Annotated in this window: 18 protein-coding genes; 8 read left to right on the top strand and 10 right to left on the bottom strand. The window is 67.6% G+C overall.

Features of this window, described 5'->3' with window-relative positions:
* Positions 1 to 133: 133 nt before the first annotated feature.
* From AC1RPL_RS09955 to AC1RPL_RS09940, 4 genes are all read left to right on the top strand, one after another.
* Positions 134 to 1,441, top strand: coding sequence for an amidohydrolase (locus AC1RPL_RS09955; protein ID WP_493069147.1), 1,308 nt, complete (start codon positions 134 to 136; stop codon positions 1,439 to 1,441).
* Between the two features lie 131 nt (positions 1,442 to 1,572).
* Entirely contained in the window at positions 1,573 to 1,959 is a 387-nt protein-coding gene (gene arr, locus AC1RPL_RS09950) for an NAD(+)--rifampin ADP-ribosyltransferase (RefSeq protein WP_493069146.1), read from the top strand.
* A gap of 68 nt (positions 1,960 to 2,027) precedes the next feature.
* Entirely contained in the window at positions 2,028 to 3,206 is a 1,179-nt protein-coding gene (locus AC1RPL_RS09945) for an alpha/beta fold hydrolase (protein WP_493069145.1), read from the top strand.
* 22 nt (positions 3,207 to 3,228) lie between these two features.
* On the top strand, positions 3,229 to 4,110 hold the full coding sequence (locus AC1RPL_RS09940; protein ID WP_493069144.1) for a LysR family transcriptional regulator: 882 nt from the start codon (positions 3,229 to 3,231) through the stop codon (positions 4,108 to 4,110).
* On the opposite strand, the gene AC1RPL_RS09935 is transcribed toward AC1RPL_RS09940, so the two are convergent.
* From AC1RPL_RS09935 to AC1RPL_RS09925, 3 genes are read right to left on the bottom strand one after another with little or no spacing between them, the layout of a single operon-like run.
* Positions 4,001 to 4,621 carry a hypothetical protein gene (locus tag AC1RPL_RS09935; protein ID WP_493069143.1) on the bottom strand — a complete coding sequence of 207 codons (621 nt, stop codon included), beginning with the start codon at positions 4,619 to 4,621 and terminating at the stop codon, positions 4,001 to 4,003. The two genes, AC1RPL_RS09940 and AC1RPL_RS09935, sit on opposite strands and share 110 nt — an antisense overlap.
* Positions 4,612 to 4,821 (bottom strand): cold-shock protein, encoded by a 210-nt coding sequence (locus AC1RPL_RS09930; RefSeq protein ID WP_493069142.1) that lies wholly within the window; start codon positions 4,819 to 4,821, stop codon positions 4,612 to 4,614. The genes AC1RPL_RS09935 and AC1RPL_RS09930 overlap by 10 nt, the downstream gene beginning before the upstream one ends.
* Positions 4,815 to 5,129, bottom strand: coding sequence for a hypothetical protein (locus AC1RPL_RS09925; RefSeq protein ID WP_493069141.1), 315 nt, complete (start codon positions 5,127 to 5,129; stop codon positions 4,815 to 4,817). Before AC1RPL_RS09925 ends, AC1RPL_RS09930 begins: the two co-directional genes overlap by 7 nt.
* Positions 5,130 to 5,304: 175 nt before the next feature.
* On the opposite strand from AC1RPL_RS09925, the gene AC1RPL_RS09920 reads away from it, so the two are divergent.
* Positions 5,305 to 5,622 (top strand): 1-deoxy-D-xylulose-5-phosphate synthase, encoded by a 318-nt coding sequence (locus AC1RPL_RS09920; protein ID WP_493069140.1) that lies wholly within the window; start codon positions 5,305 to 5,307, stop codon positions 5,620 to 5,622.
* Between the two features lie 4 nt (positions 5,623 to 5,626).
* Here AC1RPL_RS09920 and AC1RPL_RS09915 read toward each other — a convergent pair whose 3' ends face one another.
* The 3 genes from AC1RPL_RS09915 to AC1RPL_RS09905 all read right to left on the bottom strand — a co-directional run bounded on the left by AC1RPL_RS09915 (position 5,627) and on the right by AC1RPL_RS09905 (position 7,822).
* Positions 5,627 to 6,577, bottom strand: coding sequence for a cation diffusion facilitator family transporter (locus AC1RPL_RS09915; RefSeq protein WP_493069139.1), 951 nt, complete (start codon positions 6,575 to 6,577; stop codon positions 5,627 to 5,629).
* A gap of 6 nt (positions 6,578 to 6,583) precedes the next feature.
* The gene (locus AC1RPL_RS09910) at positions 6,584 to 6,931 is read right to left on the bottom strand and encodes a hypothetical protein (protein WP_493069138.1); all 348 of its coding nucleotides are present in this window, start codon (positions 6,929 to 6,931) and stop codon (positions 6,584 to 6,586) included.
* 138 nt (positions 6,932 to 7,069) lie between these two features.
* Positions 7,070 to 7,822 carry a Bax inhibitor-1/YccA family protein gene (locus AC1RPL_RS09905; protein ID WP_493069137.1) on the bottom strand — a complete coding sequence of 251 codons (753 nt, stop codon included), beginning with the start codon at positions 7,820 to 7,822 and terminating at the stop codon, positions 7,070 to 7,072.
* 96 nt (positions 7,823 to 7,918) lie between these two features.
* Between AC1RPL_RS09905 and thpR the strand changes: the two genes are divergently transcribed.
* On the top strand, positions 7,919 to 8,455 hold the full coding sequence (thpR, locus tag AC1RPL_RS09900; protein ID WP_493069136.1) for an RNA 2',3'-cyclic phosphodiesterase: 537 nt from the start codon (positions 7,919 to 7,921) through the stop codon (positions 8,453 to 8,455).
* A 29-nt stretch (positions 8,456 to 8,484) separates the two neighbouring features.
* Here thpR and AC1RPL_RS09895 read toward each other — a convergent pair whose 3' ends face one another.
* Positions 8,485 to 10,800: an ATP-binding protein gene (locus AC1RPL_RS09895; protein WP_493069135.1), complete on the bottom strand. Its 2,316-nt coding sequence runs from the start codon at positions 10,798 to 10,800 to the stop codon at positions 8,485 to 8,487.
* Between the two features lie 259 nt (positions 10,801 to 11,059).
* Here AC1RPL_RS09895 and AC1RPL_RS09890 point away from each other — a divergent pair, with 259 nt between their 5' ends.
* Together AC1RPL_RS09890 and AC1RPL_RS09885 are read left to right on the top strand one after the other, a co-directional pair.
* On the top strand, positions 11,060 to 13,645 hold the full coding sequence (locus AC1RPL_RS09890) for a hypothetical protein (RefSeq protein WP_493069134.1): 2,586 nt from the start codon (positions 11,060 to 11,062) through the stop codon (positions 13,643 to 13,645).
* Positions 13,646 to 13,921: 276 nt separating this feature from the next.
* Entirely contained in the window at positions 13,922 to 15,964 is a 2,043-nt protein-coding gene (locus AC1RPL_RS09885; protein WP_493069133.1) for a hypothetical protein, read from the top strand.
* A 48-nt stretch (positions 15,965 to 16,012) separates the two neighbouring features.
* Here AC1RPL_RS09885 and AC1RPL_RS09880 read toward each other — a convergent pair whose 3' ends face one another.
* The 3 genes from AC1RPL_RS09880 to AC1RPL_RS09870 all read right to left on the bottom strand — a co-directional run bounded on the left by AC1RPL_RS09880 (position 16,013) and on the right by AC1RPL_RS09870 (position 18,060).
* Positions 16,013 to 16,477: a low molecular weight protein-tyrosine-phosphatase gene (locus AC1RPL_RS09880; RefSeq protein ID WP_493069132.1), complete on the bottom strand. Its 465-nt coding sequence runs from the start codon at positions 16,475 to 16,477 to the stop codon at positions 16,013 to 16,015.
* Complete coding sequence (locus AC1RPL_RS09875) at positions 16,474 to 16,998, bottom strand: superoxide dismutase family protein (protein ID WP_493069131.1); 525 nt, start codon at positions 16,996 to 16,998, stop codon at positions 16,474 to 16,476. Before AC1RPL_RS09875 ends, AC1RPL_RS09880 begins: the two co-directional genes overlap by 4 nt.
* 63 nt (positions 16,999 to 17,061) lie before the next feature.
* Positions 17,062 to 18,060: a hypothetical protein gene (locus AC1RPL_RS09870; RefSeq protein WP_493069130.1), complete on the bottom strand. Its 999-nt coding sequence runs from the start codon at positions 18,058 to 18,060 to the stop codon at positions 17,062 to 17,064.
* Positions 18,061 to 18,066: the final 6 nt, after the last annotated feature.

Here is an 18,066-nt window from a genome sequence, read left to right as displayed (position 1 = left end):
CCCACCCCCAACCCCTCCCTTCCAGGGAGGGGAGAGCCAGGCGCCCCCGTTTCAGTTCGCCCTTACCCACCGCACCCGTTTGACACCCCGCCCGCCCCAAGCGACACTCCCGCCTCCATCCAGGGGGAACCAAATGCTCCGTACGCTTCTTCTCGCCAGTGCGATGAGCTTCGCCACGCCTGCCTCCGCCGATCCGGTGCACGACGCGACCCAGGCCGCGCTCCCCCAGCTGATGGACTTCTACCGCGATTTCCACGCGAACCCCGAACTCAGCCTCCATGAGCTGAAGACCGCCGCCAAGCTCGCCGAGGAAGCGCGCAAGGCCGGCTACAAGATCACCGAGCAGGTCGGTGGCACCGGCGTCGTCGCCGTGCTCGAGAACGGCCCCGGACCGGTCCTGCTGATCCGCGCCGACATGGACGGCCTGCCCGTCACCGAGGCGACCGGACTTCCCTTCGCCTCCAAGGTCCGCGCCACCACCGATGACGGCGTCGAGGCCGGGGTGATGCATGCCTGCGGGCACGACACGCACATGGCGAGCTGGATCGGCACGTTGCGCAACCTGGCGGCGATGAAGTCGAAATGGCACGGCACCGTGGTGATGATCGCCCAGCCCGCCGAAGAGCGCGGCGCCGGTGCCAAGGCGATGCTCGAGGACGGCCTGTTCACGCGCTTCCCCAAGCCGCAATTTGCCCTCGCCTTCCACGACAGCGCCAGCCAGCCCGCCGGCCAGATCGGCGTGACCCCCGGCTATGCGCTGGCCAACGTCGACTCGGTCGATATCCTCGTGAAGGGCGTCGGCGGCCATGGCGCCTATCCGCAGACCACCAGGGACCCGATCGTCCTCGCGGCGCGCATCGTCGGCGCGCTGCAGACCCTGGTCAGCCGCGAAGTCGATCCGCAGGAGGCCGCGGTGGTCACGGTCGGCATGATCAAGGGCGGCTCGACGCACAACATCATCGGCAGCGAAGTGACGATGCTGATCACCGTGCGCAGCTTCAAGCCCGAGGTCCGCAAGCTCCTGCTCGACGGCATCGCACGCATCGCGAAGGGCGAGGCGATCGCCGCCGGCGTGCCCGACGACCGCATGCCCGAAGTGAAGGTCCGCGACAATTTCACCCCCGCCACCTTCAACACCCAGCCGCTGTCGGACCGGATGAAGACGCTATGGACCAGCCGCTTCGGCAAGGACCGCGTGGTCGAGTCCAAGGCCGTGATGGGCGGCGAGGATTTCAGCCGCTACTGGCTCGCCGATCAGTCGATCCAGAGCCTGATCTTCTGGGTCGGCGGCGTGCCGGCGGACAAATGGGCGGCGTCGGACAATGGCAGGAAGCCCCTCCCCTCTCTCCACAGCGCCTATTGGGCGCCGGACGCGGAAAAGGTGATCGGCACCGCGACCGAGGCGATGACGTCCGCGGCGCTGGATATCCTGAAGAAATAAGGGATGCGGGGGCGCTTCCGAGCCGGAGCGTCCCTTCCCACTATCATTGTCTACCCCGAAACCGGGCTTGCGGCAAGCCGGGGTCCCTGTTCCATGAAGCTGCCCTCGATTCGCACGCTGAGGAGCAGCACATGATCTACTATCACGGCACCCGCGCGGACCTGCGGCCCGGCGACCTGATCGCGGCGGGCCACAACTCCAACTATGGCGCGCGCAAATCCGCCTCCTGGGTCTATCTCACCGGCACGCTCGACGCGGCGATCTGGGGCGCCGAGCTGGCCGCCGGCGAAGGTCGCGAGCGCATTTACATCGTCGAGCCGACCGGCGAATTCGTCGACGACCCCAACCTCACCGACCAGAAATTCCCCGGCAACCCCACGCTTTCCTACCGCTCGGCGGCACCGCTCCGCGTCATCGGCGAAGTCGCGCAGTGGGAAGGCCATTCGCCCGAACATCTGAAGCACATGAAGGATGCGCTCGAACGGCTGAAGGCGCAGGGCATCGAGGCCATCGACTGACTCGCATCCGCGGGACTTGACGCGGCCGGGTTGAACGATCGCGCCGCTGGAGCGTCCTAGTGCAGGTGATGAAGCGACGCACTCGATCGGCGCTGGTTGCAGCGCTCGCTTTTCTGGCGTGCCAGCCGCTGTCGGCGCAGCAACAGCACCCGCAAACCCCGGACCCGAGCGCGGGCCTGGAGGAAGCGCGCGCGATCGTCGGCGACATCCAGAAGATCGTGACGCCGCGCGGCATCGACGAAACCCTGACGCTGGAGCTGGGCGGTGCCCGGCAAGTCGTCAACATCCGGGGCAGCGACCGGACCAACCCGATCCTGATCTACATCCATGGCGGCCCCGGCTCGGTCGAGATGCCGATGGCGTGGAGCTTCCAGCATCCCTGGGAGGACTTCTTCACGGTCGTCCAGTGGGACCAGCGCGGGGCCGGGCGATCCTATCCGCTCAACGACCCCGCCACGATCGCCCCTACCCTCACGCTGGAGCGCTACCGCGACGATGCGATCGAGCTGATCGAGCAGCTGCGCCAACGGCTCGGGCAGAAGAAGGTCTTCCTTCTCGGCCACAGCTTCGGTTCGGCGGTGGGCCTTGCCGTTGCCCGGAAGCGCCCCGACCTCCTATACGCCTATCTGGGCATGGGCCAGCTCATCGACTTCCGGGAGAATGAGCGGGTCGGCATGCAGCGCACGCTGGAGACTGCGCGCGAACGCGGCGATACTGCGGCGGTGCGCGCCGTAACCGCGCTCCGGCCCTATCCCGATGCCGGGCCGTTCACCATCGCCCAGGCCGATGCCTGGCGGAAATGGGCCAACCGCTACGGGTCGCTGGCCGGCCTGCGCCCCGATGCCGATTTCTACTTCAATGCGACGAAGCTCTCGCCGCTCTACACCGCGCAGGACCGCGCGGCCTGGGCCAAGGGAAGCGCCTTCACCGTCACGACGCTCTGGCCACGGCTGGCCGACGTGTCCTTCGCCGGCGTGCACCGCCTCGGCGTGCCCGTCATCTTCCTGCTCGGCCGGCATGACAGCACCACCCCTTCGGCCATCGCCGCCGACTGGATCGGCCGCCTGTCCGCTCCGTCGCGGGCGATATGCTGGTTCGAGAATTCGGGGCACCTGCCGATGATCGAGGAGCCGGGACACGCATTGGCGGCGCTGCTGTCGGTCCGTCCGATCGCGAAGGGCGGGCGGTTCGTGGACATGGGCGGAGGCTGCACCGCTCTGCCCAGCAAGGCTGGCGCCCGCCATTAGATAAACTTATGCTCGGGCGCCCATGGTCCGCCCCCATCTCCCCCTCAACGCCCTGCGCGCCTTCGAGGCTTCCGCACGGCATCTCAGCTTCACCCGCGCCGCGATCGAGCTGTGCGTGACCCAGGCGGCGATCAGCCACCAGGTGAAGGGGCTGGAGGAGCGATTGGGCGCGCAGCTCTTCCGCCGCCTGCCGCGCGGGCTGGCACTCACCGACGAGGGGCAGGCCCTGCTCCCCGCGCTCGCCGACAGCTTCGATCGCATTGCCGAGCTGGTCGAGGGAATCACCAGCGGCACCGCGGCGCAACTGCTCTCGGTCGCCGCGGTCGGCACCTTTGCCACCGGCTGGCTGCTCCCGCGCCTGCCCGATTTCCACGCGGCCCATCCGCGTATCGACCTGCGCCTGTTCACCAACAACAACCGCGTCGATCTCGCCGGCGAAGGGCTCGACTATGCGATCCGCTTCGGCGCCGGCGCCTGGCACGGGACCGAGGCGGTGCCGCTGATCGAGACGGCCCTCACGCCGCTGTGCACGCCTGAGCTCTCCGCGCGCCTCACAACACCCGCCGACCTGCTCGCCTTGCCCCTGCTTCGCTCCTACCGCGCCGACGAATGGCCGCGCTGGTTCGCGCTTGCCGGCATCGCCCCACCGCCGCTCCGCGGCCCGGTGTTCGACAGCTCGCTGGCAATGGCCGAGGCGGCGATCCAAGGCGCGGGCGTCGCGCTCGCCCCGCCCGCGATGCTCGCCCGCCCTCTCGACGAAGGCCGGCTCGTCCGCCCCTTCGCGCTCGAGGTCGCTACCGGCCGCTACTGGCTGACCTGGCTCCAGTCGCGCGCGCCAAGCCCGGCGATGGCGGCGTTCCGCGAATGGATCGTAGCGCAGGCATCACCACCCCCGCCTCCTTGAACAGCTGCCCGGCAAGCGCGCGATAATAGAGGCAGATCTCGAGCAACTCGGGCGCGGACGGCTCCAGCCGCTCGCCCACTGCAACGCGGCGCAGCGCGATCCCGCCGGTGCCGTGCCAGCCGAGCGTCATCGCACCGCCGTCCTGCGCATCGCCGCGCCGCACCAGCCCGCCGCAATGGAACAGGCAGTCGCGCGTCCGCCCGAGCGCGAGCAGCCGCGCCCGGTCGGGATCGGCCACGCCGAGGAGATGCCGCAACCGCGCCACCTTGTTGGCGGTGTTGCGCTCGCGCTCGGAAAGCAGGATGCCGCGCGCGCTCGCCAGCGCCTGGACGAGATGCTGGAGGAAGCGATCGAGTTCGCGCAGGCCGTTGCCGATCACCTTGGCCCGGTACCGTCCCGAAATCGCGCGCGGCAGGCCGGCGTCGAGGCCGAGCCCCTGCCCCAGAAAATACGCGCCGCGCTCCAGCGTGGCGTGCGCGCGGGCGAGCTCGCCGCCCGGGTTCAGCAGCAAAGCTTCAGGTCTTGGGCACAGGTCTGGCCGCGCGCGTCGGTGCGCAGCGCATAGGTGACGCGCTGGCGCGGCTCGAGCGCGCCGAGGCCGGCAACCGTCACCGCGCTGACATGGACAAAGGCGTCGTCCCCGCCCCGATCCGGGCGGATCACCCCGAAGCCGCTCGGGGCGTGGTAGAAATAGACTGTGCCGCTCAGCATGCGGCCGCCTTGCGCGCCGCGATCGCCTGCTCCACCGCGGCGAGCCCGTCGGCGCTGGCCACCGCCAGGTCGAGCGGTCGCCCGCCGAGCTTCTCGTCGAAGCCGTTCAAAAACTCCGTCGCTGCCTCGCGGCCCAGCGCCTCGAAGGCCAGCCGGGCGATGCGGCCCTGCCGCTCGGCGGAGGCAGGCTCCAGCCGCACGGTGGTGAAGCGCTTGCGAAAACCATTGGTCCGGGTGCGTTCCGGCGCCACTTCTTCGGCCGCCGGCGAGGGCGTTTCCTGGGATTCCGGGCTTGGATTGGGGTCCATGAAATGCTCCGCAACATGTAAGCGGGAGCGCACAGGTCTCTCAGCCGCGGGCGCCTACATGGTGGAACTGCCCGCGATGGCTTGGCCTAGCATGCCGCTGGGGCAGAGGATAGCGCGCGCCGCCCGCTTTGCTTATGGAAGGGCGGTTCGCGGCTGGCTGCAAGGGAAGGCAAGGATGAGCGCCCGCAAGACCCGGATCATGTATGTCGAGGACAAGTCCGAGGGGCTCAACGGCCCCGCGCGGATCGGGCGCGTGACGCTGTCGCAATCGGGTAGCTCGGTCCATTATCAGGGCCACACCTTCCAGAAGCTCGGCGGCCAGGGCTTCAAGGCCAATTATTTCGAGGTTCGGACCGGCGATCATTACTGGATCTCGGGCCCGCGCAAGGATGGGCAGGACCGGCTCTATCCGGGCAGCACCATGCCGGTCGAAATCGACGCAGATGTCGCGGAGGAATATTGGCGCGAGATCCGCGCTCAGCCGCGCGGCTGAGCGCTCACCCCATCGCCACGGCGTCCACCGCATCCTCACGCTTCTCGGGGCGGATATAGATCGAGCTGAGCTTGGGCTCCTGCGCCTTCAGCCGGTGCTCCAGCCGTTCGATCAGGCTCTCCGCCTCGCCCATCGGCAGCGTGTCGGAGAAGTCCGCGCTCACCGCCACGAACACCTTATCCGGCGCGGTGTGGATCGTGCGGATATGGTTCACATGCGTGATGCAGGGCTCGGCCTCGAGCAAGGTGCGGATCGCCGCGATCATGTCCGGGTTAGCGCGCTCGCCGATCAGCAGCCCCTTGGATTCGCGCGCGAGCAGCATCGCCACGCCGGCGAGGATCACGCCAATGATGATCGACGCCCAGCCGTCGATCCGCGGGTCGCCATAATGGTGGCTGGCCCACACGCCCGCACCCGCGACGATCAGGCCGGCCAGCGCCGCCGAATCCTCGAACAGCACGATGAAGCCGGCGGGGTCCTTCGATGCCTTGATCGCCTGCCACCAGCCATGATCGCCCTTGCTCTGGCCGAACTCGCGCATCGCGATCCACCAGCTTGTCCCTTCCAGCGCAAAGGCGATGGCGAGCACGATATAGTTGATCAGCGGATCGCGCAGCGGCTCCGGCTCGGCGATATGCTTCCAGCCTTCATAGACCGATACGCCGGCACCCAGCCCGAAGATCAGGATCGCGACGATGAAGGCCCAGAAATAGAGCTCGCGGCCATAGCCGAAGGGGTGGTCGCTGTCGGGCGCGCGCTTGGCACGGTGCTGCCCATAGAGGAGCAGGCCCTGGTTACCCGTGTCGACCAGGCTGTGCACGCCTTCGGTGAGCATCGAGGAAGAACCCGAAATCGCGGCCGCCACGAACTTGGCGACCGCGATTCCGAAATTTGCGGCAAGCGCCGCATAGATGACGATGTTACCGCGCCAGCCAGACGCGGGCGAGGCTGCCATCCGGGCTTAGCCGAGGCCGATCTTGGACAGGATCTTGCCGATCACGCCCTGTTGCTCGCCCGCAGCCAGCTTGGCTTCCTTCTTCGGGTCGTAGCCCGAGCTTTCGGGAAGCTCGCTATGGCCGTGGCTGTGCACCGGCTGGGTCGATGCGGGCGGGTCCGACGCATCCATCGATTCGTCGAGCCCGCGGTCTAGCCGCGCCTCCTTGCTGTCCGGATTGCGGTACAGCCGCTCGGCAATCGATTCGTCGGTGCCGGCATCGGCCGACTGTACCGCCGTCCGCTTGGTTTCTTCCTCGGGGCCCGGTGCCACCGACATATGGTCCAGAGCCGGGTCGATCGGGTTCGCGTTCATTTTCACTCTCCTGAGCGTTGCCCTGCTGTAACGAACGCCCCGCGATTCGCGTTCCCGCGCGGGCATCTGCTGGACGCAAAAGAAAACGGCCCGGCGAGTTTCCCCGCCGGGCCGTGATCTGCTTTCCGTTGCCGGAAACTAGTTCCGCTGGCTGCCGAACAGGCGCAGCAGGAACAGGAACATGTTGATGAAGTCGAGATAGAGCGTCAGCGCGCCCATGATCACGGCCTTGCCCATCATGTCCGTGCCGCGGACATAGGCGTACATGCTCTTGATCTTCTGCGTGTCATAGGCGGTCAGCCCCGCGAACAGCAGCACGCCGATCGCGCTGATCGCCAGGCTCAGCGTGCCCGACTGCATGAACAGGTTGATGACCGAAGCGACGATCAGGCCGACCACGCCCATGATCAGGAAGGTGCCCAGCCCCGAAAGATCGCGCTTGGTGGTGTAGCCCCACAGGCTGAGGCCCGCAAAGCCGGCCGCCGTCGCGAAGAAAACCTGCGCGATCGAGGTATCGGTGTATTGCAGGAAGATCGTCGAAAGCGACAGGCCCATCAGCGTGGCATAGACCCAGTAGAGTACCTGCATCGCCGGCGTCGAAAGGCTGCGCTGGCCGAAGCTCATCACCATCACGACGCCGAGCGGCGCCAGCATGACGATCCAGCCGAGCAGCGATATCGAAGTGCCGCCGTTCGGCTGCTGGGCGAACAGCGTGTCGATCGCGCCGCTCTTGGCGAAGACCAGCGCGACGATGCCGGTCAGCAACACGCCCGAGGCCATATAGTTGTAGACGGACAGCATGTAGGACCTGAGCCCCGCGTCGCGCACATCGGCGCTTGCGCCGACGCTTGCATAGGGCGCGTCCGTCCGGGGATCCGACCAGTTAGCCATTTGAAACTCCTTTTTCCGGCACCTGCCGGACATGGGTGTAATATCGCCCTGATACGGGGTGTTTTCAAGCGAAACCGGGGCGTCTAGTGCCTTGGTATGATCCGCCTGTTCGTCGGCCTGCGTCCACCCGCCGCCATTCGTGCCCAATTGCTCGCGCTGATGGGCGGGATTCCCGGCGCGCGCTGGCAGGATGACGGGCAGCTCCACATCACCCTGCGGTTCATCGGCGAGATCGACGAGCGCGCCGCCGAGGATGCCGCGCTCGCGCTGTCGGGCGTCCGCTGGCCGCCGCTCGAAGTCGCGTTGGAAGGCGTCGGGACCTTCGACAGCCGCGGCCGGATCAATGCGCTCTGGGCCGGCGTCCGCCCGCGCGAAGGGCTGGCCGGGCTCCACCACAAGATCGACCAGGCGTTGGTCCGCGCCGGGCAGGAACCCGAGCGCCGCGCCTATCTCCCCCACATCACCCTCGCCCGGATGAACACGCCCAGCGAAGCGCTGGCGAACTTCGTCGAGGCGCATGCCGGCCTCGCCAGCTCGCCCTTCGCGCTCGAGCATTTCTACCTGTTCGAAAGCCATCTCGGCCATAACGGCGCGTGGTATGACGTGGTGGAGCGGTATCCTTTGCTCTCTTAACTCCCCTCCCTGCAAGGGAGGGGAGCAGGTCACCCCTTCTTCTTCCCGCCCCTCGCCTCGATCACCGCGCGCACCTTCTTTGCCAGCTGCTCGCGCGAATAGGGTTTGGAGAGCAGCTCCACCCCGGCATCCAGCCGCCCGTCATGGACGATCGCATTCTCGGTATAGCCCGAGGTGAACAGTACCCGCAGCTCGGGCAGCCGCGCCCGTGCCAGCCGCGCCAGCTCGGGGCTCTTGAGCGCGCCGGGCATCACCACGTCGGTGAACAGCAAGTCGATCGCCACGCCGCTCTCGATCACGCTGAGCGCGCTTTGCGCGTCATTGGCGCGCAGCACGGTGTAGCCGAGCTCGGTCAGCAGCTCGACCACGGTCGCCTGCACATCGGGATCGTCCTCGGCGACCAGGATCGTCTCGCTTCCGCCGCGCATCGGCACGATCTCGTGCGAGGCGACCAGCACTTCCTCGCGCTTCCTGACACGGGGGAGATACAGCTTCACCGTCGTGCCGTGCCCGATCTCGGAATAGATCTTCACATGGCCGCCCGATTGCTTGACGAAGCCATAGACCATCGACAGACCCAGCCCCGATCCATGCCCCTCGGGCTTGGTCGAGAAGAACGGCTCGAACACCTGCTCGATCAGCTCGGGCGCGATGCCGCTGCCGGTGTCGGTCACCGCCAGCATCACATATTGCCCCGCCGGCACGTCCTCGAGCCTGTGGGTATAGTCGTCGTCGAGCGAGGCATTGGCCGCCTCGATCGTCAGATTGCCCGTCCCTCCCATCGCGTCGCGCGCGTTGATCGCCAGGTTGAGGATCGCATTCTCGAGCTGGGTCGGATCGGCCTGGCAGTTCCACAGGCCTCCCGACGTGATCACTTCGATCGCGATCGCCTCGCCCAGTGCGCGGCGCAGCATGTCCTCCATGCCGCCCAGGAACTTGCCGACATTGAGCACCCGCGGCTCGAGCGGCTGGCGCCGGCCGAAGGCGAGCAGCTGGCTGGCCAGCTTCGATCCGCGTTGCACGCCGGCCAGCGCATTGGCCACCCGCCGCTCGGCCTTTTCCTGCCCCTGCACGTCGCGCGCGAGCAGCTGGAGGTTGCCCGAGATCACCTGGAGCAGGTTGTTGAAGTCGTGCGCGACACCGCCGGTCAGCTTGCCGATCGTCTCCATCTTCTGCGCCTGCTGGAGTGCTGCGAACACCGCCTCGCGTTCGAGCACGGCCTCCGCCACGCGAATCTCCAGCCGCTCGTTGAGCACTCGCAGCTGCTCCTCGGCCCTGGCCCGGTGGACGAGCTCGCGCTCCACCGCTTCGAACAGCCGGGCATTGTCCATCGCCAGCCCCGCCTGCCCCGCCAGGCTCAGCAGGCTCGCCTCGGCCGCTTCGCCGAACATGCCGGGCTCGGGATGGCCGTAGAGCAGCCCGCCGATCACGTCCCCCGACGGCGTCCGCACCGGCACGGCGAGATAGGAGCGCACCGGCAGATGGCCCTTGGGCATGCCGTGGAACGGCCCCGCCTGGCCATAGCGTTCGTCGACAGTGATATCGTCGACGCGCAGGATGCCCGTGCCCGCGAATGTCGGCTCGAACAGCTTGGTGATCCGCGGCATCGGGAATTTCTCGAAGGCGGATCGCGGGGCGCCGGCGAGCGCGTAGAGCATGTAGCGCTCGCCTTCGGCTTCGTCGGTATTGTTGTAGAAGAAGGCGCCGAAATTCGCGGCGATCAGCGCCACCCCCGCATCCACTGCGGTCTGCGCCACCCGCGCGCTGTCGCGCTCGCCGGTGATCGCCGCGCCTGCCCGGTTGACCACTTCCAGCGTCCGCGTCTTCTCCTCCAGCGCCGCGCGCGCCTCGCCTTCGCGCTGCACTGCGTGGAAATGCTCGGTCCGGTCGGCGCTGGTCCCGAAGATGCCGAGCACCGTGCCGTCGGCATCGCGGATCGGCGTCATCGCCAGGTCGACGCGGATGTTGATCCGCTCGCCATTGCCGCGCATGCTCTGCACGTGCAGCCCCGGCCGCAGCACCGCCTCGCCGCGATAGGCCTGCTCGAAATAACGGCCCACCTCCGCCCACACCTCAGGCCAGCTGTCGCGATAGGACCGGCCGAAGATCCGCGCATTCTCGTCGCGATAGGCCTGCAGGATCAGGTCGTTGTAGAAGAAGACGTAATCGGGACCCCAGGTGACGAAGGCGCGCTGCGGCGAGGCGAGCATCAGGTCGAGCGCCTGGCGGAGCGCGGGCGGCCAGCCGGCGACCGGCCCCAGCCCCTGCGCCGCGAACCCCGGCGCGCGCAGCATTTCCCCAGTTTCTCCGCCATGATCAGGCCAGGCGGCGTCGGCTCTTGCCATTTATGCGTCCCTTGGGCCCCCGCCCGGATCGCGGTTTATACATGCTCGGCGGTCGAGGAAAAGACCGGCGCGCCTCCGCGGAATCCGCATCTTTTCGAATAAATGACGCGCCTCCTGTCCGGCCTGCGCCGAAAAGTCCGTTTCCCCTCTCGACAACGGGAATGGCGCAACCGGCTTGGGTGGCCGGTGCGCGGGCACAACGACTGCCCGATCCTTTCCCGCACCGTCGCACAGGGACTGCAACGAAGAGGGAAACATCATGACGACCATTCGGATCAACCGCCGCACCACGCTGCGCACCTTCGCCACCGTGTCGATGGGCACGCTCGCGATGATCCTCGCCACCGGCGAGGCACAGGCGCAGAACGCCCAGTGCCGCGACGCCGCCAACAATCCCGTCGGCACGCTCCAGCCTGGATCGGACGACAATGCACTCTGCGGCGACGTCACCGTCAACGGCGATTCCAATGTCGCGATCGGCGAAGCCGCTACCGTGCAGGGGCCGGGCAACACCGCCGTCTTCGGATCGGTGGCGATCGGCTATTCGGCAGATGCCACGTCGGGCACTTCGGTGGCGATCGGCGCGGTCGCGAACGCGACCGGCTCCAGCTCCACGGCGGTCGGCTTCGGCGCTTCCGCGTCGGGCACCGAATCGCTCTCGCTCGGCATAGTCGCACAGGCGATCGGCAACCAGTCGATCTCGATCGGTGCCGCCAGTGCCGCGCATGACACTGCTTCGATCGGCATCGGCCGCAACGCCAATGCCACGGGTGCCTTCTCGATCGTAATGGGCGATGCCGCCGCCTCGACGCTGGGCGACAGCATCATCTTCGGACGCAATGCGCTCGGCACCGATTATGGCTCGATCGCGATCGGCTATGGCACCGAAGCAGGCGACCAGGCGCTGGCGGTCGGCTTCATCTCCTCGGCGACCGGCGACGGCGCCTCGGCATTCGGCCTCGCGGCGCTCGCGAGCGGCGACAGCAGCACCGCGCTAGGCTACGCGACCCAGGCCACCGGTGCAGGATCCGTCGCGCTCGGCATGGGCTCGACGAGCTCGGGCGCCAATTCGATCACGCTTGGCACGTCGAATGCCGGCATCACCCAATATGCCAGCGCGACCGGCGCTGGCGGCATCGCGATCGGCTCGGCGACCACCTCGACCGGCGCGGGCTCGGTCGCGATCGGCGCCGATGCGTTTACCGCCGATGCCGATTCGGTCGCGCTGGGCCGCGACGCGCGGTCGCAGGGCTTCAATTCGACCACGCTGGGCGCCGGCACCCGCGGCGGCAACTCGGCCACCGCAGTCGGTCAGTCGGCAACTGCGACGGCGTTCGGTAGCGTCGCGCTCGGCGTCGCCGCAAACAGCGCCGGCCAGTTCGACGTTGCGATCGGCCTGACCTCTTCGGCGACCGGCGGCCGCTCGGTTGCCGTCGGCCTCAACTCCACATCTTCGGGCGCGCTGTCGGTGGCGATCGGCGGCCAGGACGGCGGCTCGGGTGTGTCGACCGTGGCATCCGGCGCGCGCAGCGTCGCGCTCGGCGCAACCGCCCAGGCGGCCGGTTCGGACACCGTCACGCTCGGCTATGGCAGCTTCGCCTCCGCCAACAACAGCGTCGCGCTGGGCGCCGGATCGGTAGCCGATCGCGCCAACAGCGTCTCGGTGGGCGCGGCAGGCACCGAGCGCCAGCTCACCAATGTCGCCGCCGGCACCGCGGCGACCGACGCGGTCAACCTCGCTCAGCTCAACGCAGTGGAGGCGACCGCCAACACCGCGCTGTCGACGGCGAACAATGCTCTGGCAGCCGCGACCACCGGCGGCGCCACCGCCAACCAGGCGCTGATCGCCGCTTCCACAGCCCAGGGTACCGCCAACACCGCGCTGGCAAACGCGGCAACCGCACAGGGCACCGCCAACACCGCCTTGGCCAATGCCGCAACCGCGCAGGGCACCGCGAACACCGCCCTCGTCAACGCCGCAACCGCGCAGACCACCGCCAACACCGCGGCGGCCAATGGCGCCTATTTCCGCACCAACATGAGCGGCGCGGGTCCGCAGGCGACCGGCGCCAACTCGATCGCGGTCGGCAGCAACTCGGTTGCCGGCGGCGAATCCTCGGTGGCGATCGGCAATGGCGCGCGCGCCGTTTCGGGCCAGGCCGTGTCGATCGGCGCGGGCAATGTCGCGACCGGCAATGGCGCAGTGGCGATCGGCGATCCGAACGTCGCGACCGGCCAGGGCGCGGTCGCCCTCGGTGCCAACAACACCGCAAACGGCCAGGGCGCGGTGGCGTTGGGCAACGCGAGCACCGCGAATGGCGCATCGGCAATCGCGCTGGGTGACGGCGCCAATGCCGGCGCCGCGGGCAGCGTCGCGATCGGCCAGGGTTCGGCGGCGACGCGCGTCGGCCAGGTCGCGCTGGGTACGGGCAGTTCGACCTACACCATGTCCGGCATCAACTCCTCGGCGAGCAAGGCCGCGCAGCAGGGGGCGCTCAGCCTGGTGACCAGCGATGCCGCAGGCAACCTGGCGACGATGTCGCTTGACCTCACCGAGATCGGCACGCTCGGCACCCGGATGACCAATGCCGAAGGGCGTATCGACTTGAATGCCCGCCGCGCCAATGGCGGCATCGCAGCGGCGATGGCGCTGGGCGGCACGACGATCCCGGGCGACATGAACGTGGCCGTGTCGTTCAACCTCGCCACCTATCGCGGCGAGCAGGGCTTCTCCGGCGCCGCCGTCGCCAAGGTCGACGACCATGTCTGGGTCAGCGGCGGTTTCGCCGGCTCGACGGTCAAGGGCTCGACCGGCGGCCGGGTCGGCATGACCTTCGGCTGGTAGGCACCAACCGGCGGCCGCGCGCGTCATCCGCGCGCGGCCGTCTCCGGTGACCTTGCAATCCCGGCCCGCGTCGCGCACGCCGCCGATCGAATAGCCGCCAAAGTTCTCGCCCAGGACGGCAGGCACTCGGCACATGCCTTTCCAGCAGCCGGCAAGAAAGGCCGAGTTCTCCGAGCCGGCAACACAACAAATAGACGCCGGCTCCATTAAACGATTCGCCATCGCATCTACCCGGCAATTTGGATAAGCATCCGCCAGGCGCGTTTCCCGCCAACCATGACCCCGTCCTGGGACCCGCTTCGATTTGAAGCGCCTGCAGGGAGAATGATGTTGCCGAATGAGCCCCAGCTTGCCGATGGCGGGACTGTCCTGCCCCCGCTCGATGCCTTTCCCGACTTCTATCAGGGCCTGGATGGCGTCACGTTCCTGAAGGCGCTGAAGGGACTGTGGACGCTCAACGCCTATGACTCGGTCATTCCCGGCAGCGAGAATACCAAGGTCGTCAAAGACATTCTCGTCCAGTTCGATGACGCAGGGAATTTCACGATCGCCGCGCCCGCGATCGAGGCACGGATCGAGAACGGCTTCATCCCGGACCTCGCCGTGGCAATGAAGATTGGCCTCGAGGGCAGGCTCGACATCCTGCAGACCGCGGACCTGAAGGGCCGGTTCCAGGTCGGCGTTTCCAACCTGCATGTCATAGAAGACCAATATGTCATCGCGGGAGGCGGCAAGGGCGGCGACATCAGCATGCTCGTGTCGCCGCTCGTCAGGGCGATGATCTCCAAGACGCCCGCCAAGGGATTGTTGTCGCTGTACGACGACCCTGGCGAGTCCGTCCTGAAGTTCGAGGCGGGTGATAATTTCGTCCAGGTTTTCTCGCGCCCGCTCCCCAAGGCGCGCCTCCGCGAGATCCGCTTCACCAATGCGTTCAAGAAGATGTGCCACACGTTTCCGCTCTGGGTGATCGGCATCAACGACATCGACGACGACGTGTCGCACGAGGCGGTGGGCGATCCGTTCGGGATGCCGATATTCGACGCCTATCGAAACGACCCGCTGGCGTTCACCCGCGGCCAGACGATCACGCTCGCGGTGATGCTCACCGTGGAGCCCAAGGGGACGCCCTACCGCCTGTTCGGCATCTGCCCCGGCGCGCCGTACCTGCAGTTCCAAAGCGAGGACCGGATATCGACCGGCGTCGAGGAAGACATAAAGCTCACCGCGAATGTGCCGTTGCCGTCGAACAAGCTGATGTACTTTGCCAGGAGCATCACCTGGAATATCCAGAGGGCGGAACCGGGCGGCGCATGGGCAAGGGTCGAGCAGCCCGATGGCGACGCTTCGCTGTCGGGCGCCCACCGCATCCATGTCATCTACGCCGAGCCGATCCTGGAGAACTCGCGGCATAAGGCACACGAACCCTTCGCCATGACCGAGCGCCGTCTCAGGACCGCGATCGACTACTGCAACGATGCGGATCTGAAAGGACCGGCCGGATCGGAGGATCCCGCCGATCTCCATGCGCTCGCCCGCGCCGTCCAATACCATGTGAACAACGACAACAAGCCGCTGCTCACCATGGATCGCGCGACGAACTTCGATAAATCCTGGGGCGTGCGTGTGGCGGACCGGCTGTGGGGGCTGCTCGACAAGAACATCAAGCTTGCGGCGATCGGGAAGCTCGACAAGGCGGACCATCCGGAGGCGTTCAAGAAGCTGGAGACCGGCAACTGCTGGGAAGCGACGATGGTCATGGATCAGATCCTGCGCATGCTCGGCGTGAAGTCCGAACAGGTTCATGTCTTCGGCCGCTCCACCCTGCCGCCGTTGAAGCACGGCGAGAATGTGAGCAGCATGGAGGGCCAGGGCCTGGGAGACGTCGGCAAGCAGGAGACTCGGATCTGCAACCAGCACCTCGTCAACGGCAAGCCGGTTCCGCGGACCGAGTATCTCTATCTCAACTCCAATCCATGGGGCGACCTGACGTTGCAGGGCCCCAAGAAACCCGGATATCCCGAACTGAATGAGGGCGAGGGATGCCTGAAGGTGGGGGACAAGCTCTACGGCGGACTGTCCGATGTTTATGTGGAGCCGGGCGGCGGGCGCACGGCCGCGCACAACATGATCCTGGATTTGCAGAACCGCGCACTGGCACTTAAAAACAAGCCGCCTTGGGTGAGCCATTATCAGCTATGGGCGGCACCCAAGCAACTACCCGGCGACACTGTGGTCAAGGCGATGGAGCCCGATCCGGACACATATTGCGCTCATCCAGAGCCCGGCTCGACCCTTCCGGGCGTGCCCGTCCCGAGTTAGCCGGCCGGCTTTTCGATCAGGCCGGCAGCACCTGCCCGCTGTCGGCCGTCACCGCCCGATCCGCGCCACCAGCGCGTCGGCGGCGGCGCTCACATCCGCCCAGGTGAGGTCGAAGTCGCTGTCCTCGCCATAATAGGGATCGGCGACCGAGCTGCCCGCGCGGCCGGGCACATGGTCCATCAGCAGGCCCAGTTCCGCCGTGCCGTCCGCCGGCGCGATCGCCTCGAGGTCCGCCAGGTTCTGCCGGTCGAGCGCCAGCACATAGTCGAAGCGGCGAAAATCCTCCGGCCGGACCTGCCGCGCCCTGAGGCCGGAGATGTCCGTCCCATGCCGCTTTGCCGCCGCCTGCGCCCGGCGGTCGGGCGGTGCGCCGGCATGCCAATTGCCGGTGCCCGCCGAATCCACCGTCACCTCGATCCCGGCACGGTCAGCAGCCGCCCGCAGCGCACCTTCGGCGAGCGGCGAACGGCAGATATTCCCCAGGCATACGAACAGGACCGACGGCACGCTCACATCGCGTGGAAGACGCCGCAGGCGATCCGCCCGCCCGAATTGCCCGAGGGATCGGTCTTGTAGTCGTCGGCATTGGCATGGACGACCAGCGCGGCGCCGTCCTCGTCGAGCAGTCCGGCATAGGTGCCGCCCGGCAGCACGAAGATCGTCCGGTCGCGGCCGTCCTCGCCCACCGAGAGGTTGGGCAGGTCGCCCGAATGCGGGCCCATCGGGTTGTCCTTGCCATGCTGGTGCGCGGTCGGGTTCCAGTGGCCGCCGGCGCTGGCGAAGTCGGGGCCGTCGCACTTGCCGATAGTGTGGACATGGGTGCCGTGCACGCCCTTGGTCATGCCGTGCACTTCCACCATCACGCGGATCGCCCCGTCGACTTCCTCGGCGATCGCCTTGCCGACATCGGTGCCGTCGGCCATCTTGAGGTCGGCCTGGGCACGGAAATGGCCGGCCATGTAGCGCGCATCCTTTTGCGGGCTCGCGCACCCGGCCACCGCCAACAAACTCGTCGCCACCAGCAAAGCACGCATCGCCCACACTCCGGATTAATGTTCCCCCACGTAATGGCCGTAGCCGCCGCCGGTTCCAAGGGGTCAGGGCAAACATTCTCCATCCGCCTTGCCCGATACGCTGCCCACCCCGAGGATGATCTTCGCCCGCCGCTCGAAAGTGAGCGCCTGCCAGCGCCCCGAATTGCCGATCGCGGTGCGGCTCCGCAAGAAGGTGAGGTGGAGCATCTCATACTGCTCCGGGTCGATCAGCCTTTTGTCGAGCATGCAGCCCCAGCGTGCCACGTTCCATGCCCAGTCGCGCTGCACGCCGTCCTGGTCGATGCTCCGCGCCAGCGCGCCATACCAGGCGAAGATCGCGCCCAGCCGCACCCAGCGCTCGCCCTCGGGCATCGCCGCCAGCTTGCGCCGCAGCCGCGCCAGATCCTCGTCGAGCGGGAAGCCGCCCTGCTGCACCTTGGTGTCCACCGCCCAGCGCACCTTGCGCAGCCCGATCGGCTGCCCCGGGAACACCCGCAACAGATCCTGCCGCACCCCCTCGAGCAGCACCAGATAGGTATCGAGCTGCACCTGCAGCATCGCATCGCTCTCGAACAGCGCCGCCAGCTCGCCGCGCAGCACCGGGCCGAGCTTCCCATCCGCCCCATGCGCCGCCAGGATCTTCTCCCGGCACTTCTCCCGCACCGGCACCGCCAGGCAATCGCGCGAGAAGATCGTCTTGCCATAGACCGGCATCAGGCTCTTGCGCGCCCGCCCGAAATGCCGCTGCCCCCGCTTCCACGCCTTCAGGAGCGGCTGCAGGCTGCCCGTCCCGAAATTCCACTGCGACATGCCGACCGAGACGAGTTGCCCGTCGAAATTGCCCGTGGGATCCGCCCAGCAGCCAGAGGTCTCGGGCACCGAAGTCTCGTGCATCTGCGCAAAGATCGCCGCCCGGTCGAGCCCGATCGCCCCCAGCCGCGCCGCGCTGTCGGCATCGATCACCAGGAACGGCGCATCCTCGACGGCCCGGCAGGCCGCCTGCGCCATCGCCACGCCGGGACACAGCATCAGCACCAGTCCCGCCAACCCGATCCACCGCATCGCCCG

It is taken from the genome of Sphingomonas sp. GW821-FHT12D09 (assembly GCF_058807215.1).
Note: the sequence above shows the minus strand (reverse complement) of the source record. Positions and strands in the feature narration are given on the sequence as shown.

Excerpts from the sequence above, each read along its gene's own strand:
- AC1RPL_RS09930 (WP_493069142.1), bottom strand. The coding sequence starts at position 4,821 with ATGCTGAGCGGCACAGTCTATTTCTACCACGCCCCGAGCGGCTTCGGG.
- AC1RPL_RS09915 (WP_493069139.1), bottom strand. The coding sequence starts at position 6,577 with ATGGCAGCCTCGCCCGCGTCTGGCTGGCGCGGTAACATCGTCATCTAT.
- thpR (WP_493069136.1), top strand. The coding sequence starts at position 7,919 with ATGATCCGCCTGTTCGTCGGCCTGCGTCCACCCGCCGCCATTCGTGCC.
- arr (WP_493069146.1), top strand. The coding sequence starts at position 1,573 with ATGATCTACTATCACGGCACCCGCGCGGACCTGCGGCCCGGCGACCTG.
- AC1RPL_RS09925 (WP_493069141.1), bottom strand. The coding sequence starts at position 5,129 with ATGGACCCCAATCCAAGCCCGGAATCCCAGGAAACGCCCTCGCCGGCG.
- AC1RPL_RS09885 (WP_493069133.1), top strand. The coding sequence starts at position 13,922 with ATGACCCCGTCCTGGGACCCGCTTCGATTTGAAGCGCCTGCAGGGAGA.
- AC1RPL_RS09895 (WP_493069135.1), bottom strand. The coding sequence starts at position 10,800 with ATGGCAAGAGCCGACGCCGCCTGGCCTGATCATGGCGGAGAAACTGGG.
- AC1RPL_RS09945 (WP_493069145.1), top strand. The coding sequence starts at position 2,028 with ATGAAGCGACGCACTCGATCGGCGCTGGTTGCAGCGCTCGCTTTTCTG.
- AC1RPL_RS09955 (WP_493069147.1), top strand. The coding sequence starts at position 134 with ATGCTCCGTACGCTTCTTCTCGCCAGTGCGATGAGCTTCGCCACGCCT.
- AC1RPL_RS09890 (WP_493069134.1), top strand. The coding sequence starts at position 11,060 with ATGACGACCATTCGGATCAACCGCCGCACCACGCTGCGCACCTTCGCC.
- AC1RPL_RS09910 (WP_493069138.1), bottom strand. The coding sequence starts at position 6,931 with ATGAACGCGAACCCGATCGACCCGGCTCTGGACCATATGTCGGTGGCA.
- AC1RPL_RS09920 (WP_493069140.1), top strand. The coding sequence starts at position 5,305 with ATGAGCGCCCGCAAGACCCGGATCATGTATGTCGAGGACAAGTCCGAG.
- AC1RPL_RS09870 (WP_493069130.1), bottom strand. The coding sequence starts at position 18,060 with ATGCGGTGGATCGGGTTGGCGGGACTGGTGCTGATGCTGTGTCCCGGC.
- AC1RPL_RS09875 (WP_493069131.1), bottom strand. The coding sequence starts at position 16,998 with ATGCGTGCTTTGCTGGTGGCGACGAGTTTGTTGGCGGTGGCCGGGTGC.
- AC1RPL_RS09940 (WP_493069144.1), top strand. The coding sequence starts at position 3,229 with ATGGTCCGCCCCCATCTCCCCCTCAACGCCCTGCGCGCCTTCGAGGCT.
- AC1RPL_RS09905 (WP_493069137.1), bottom strand. The coding sequence starts at position 7,822 with ATGGCTAACTGGTCGGATCCCCGGACGGACGCGCCCTATGCAAGCGTC.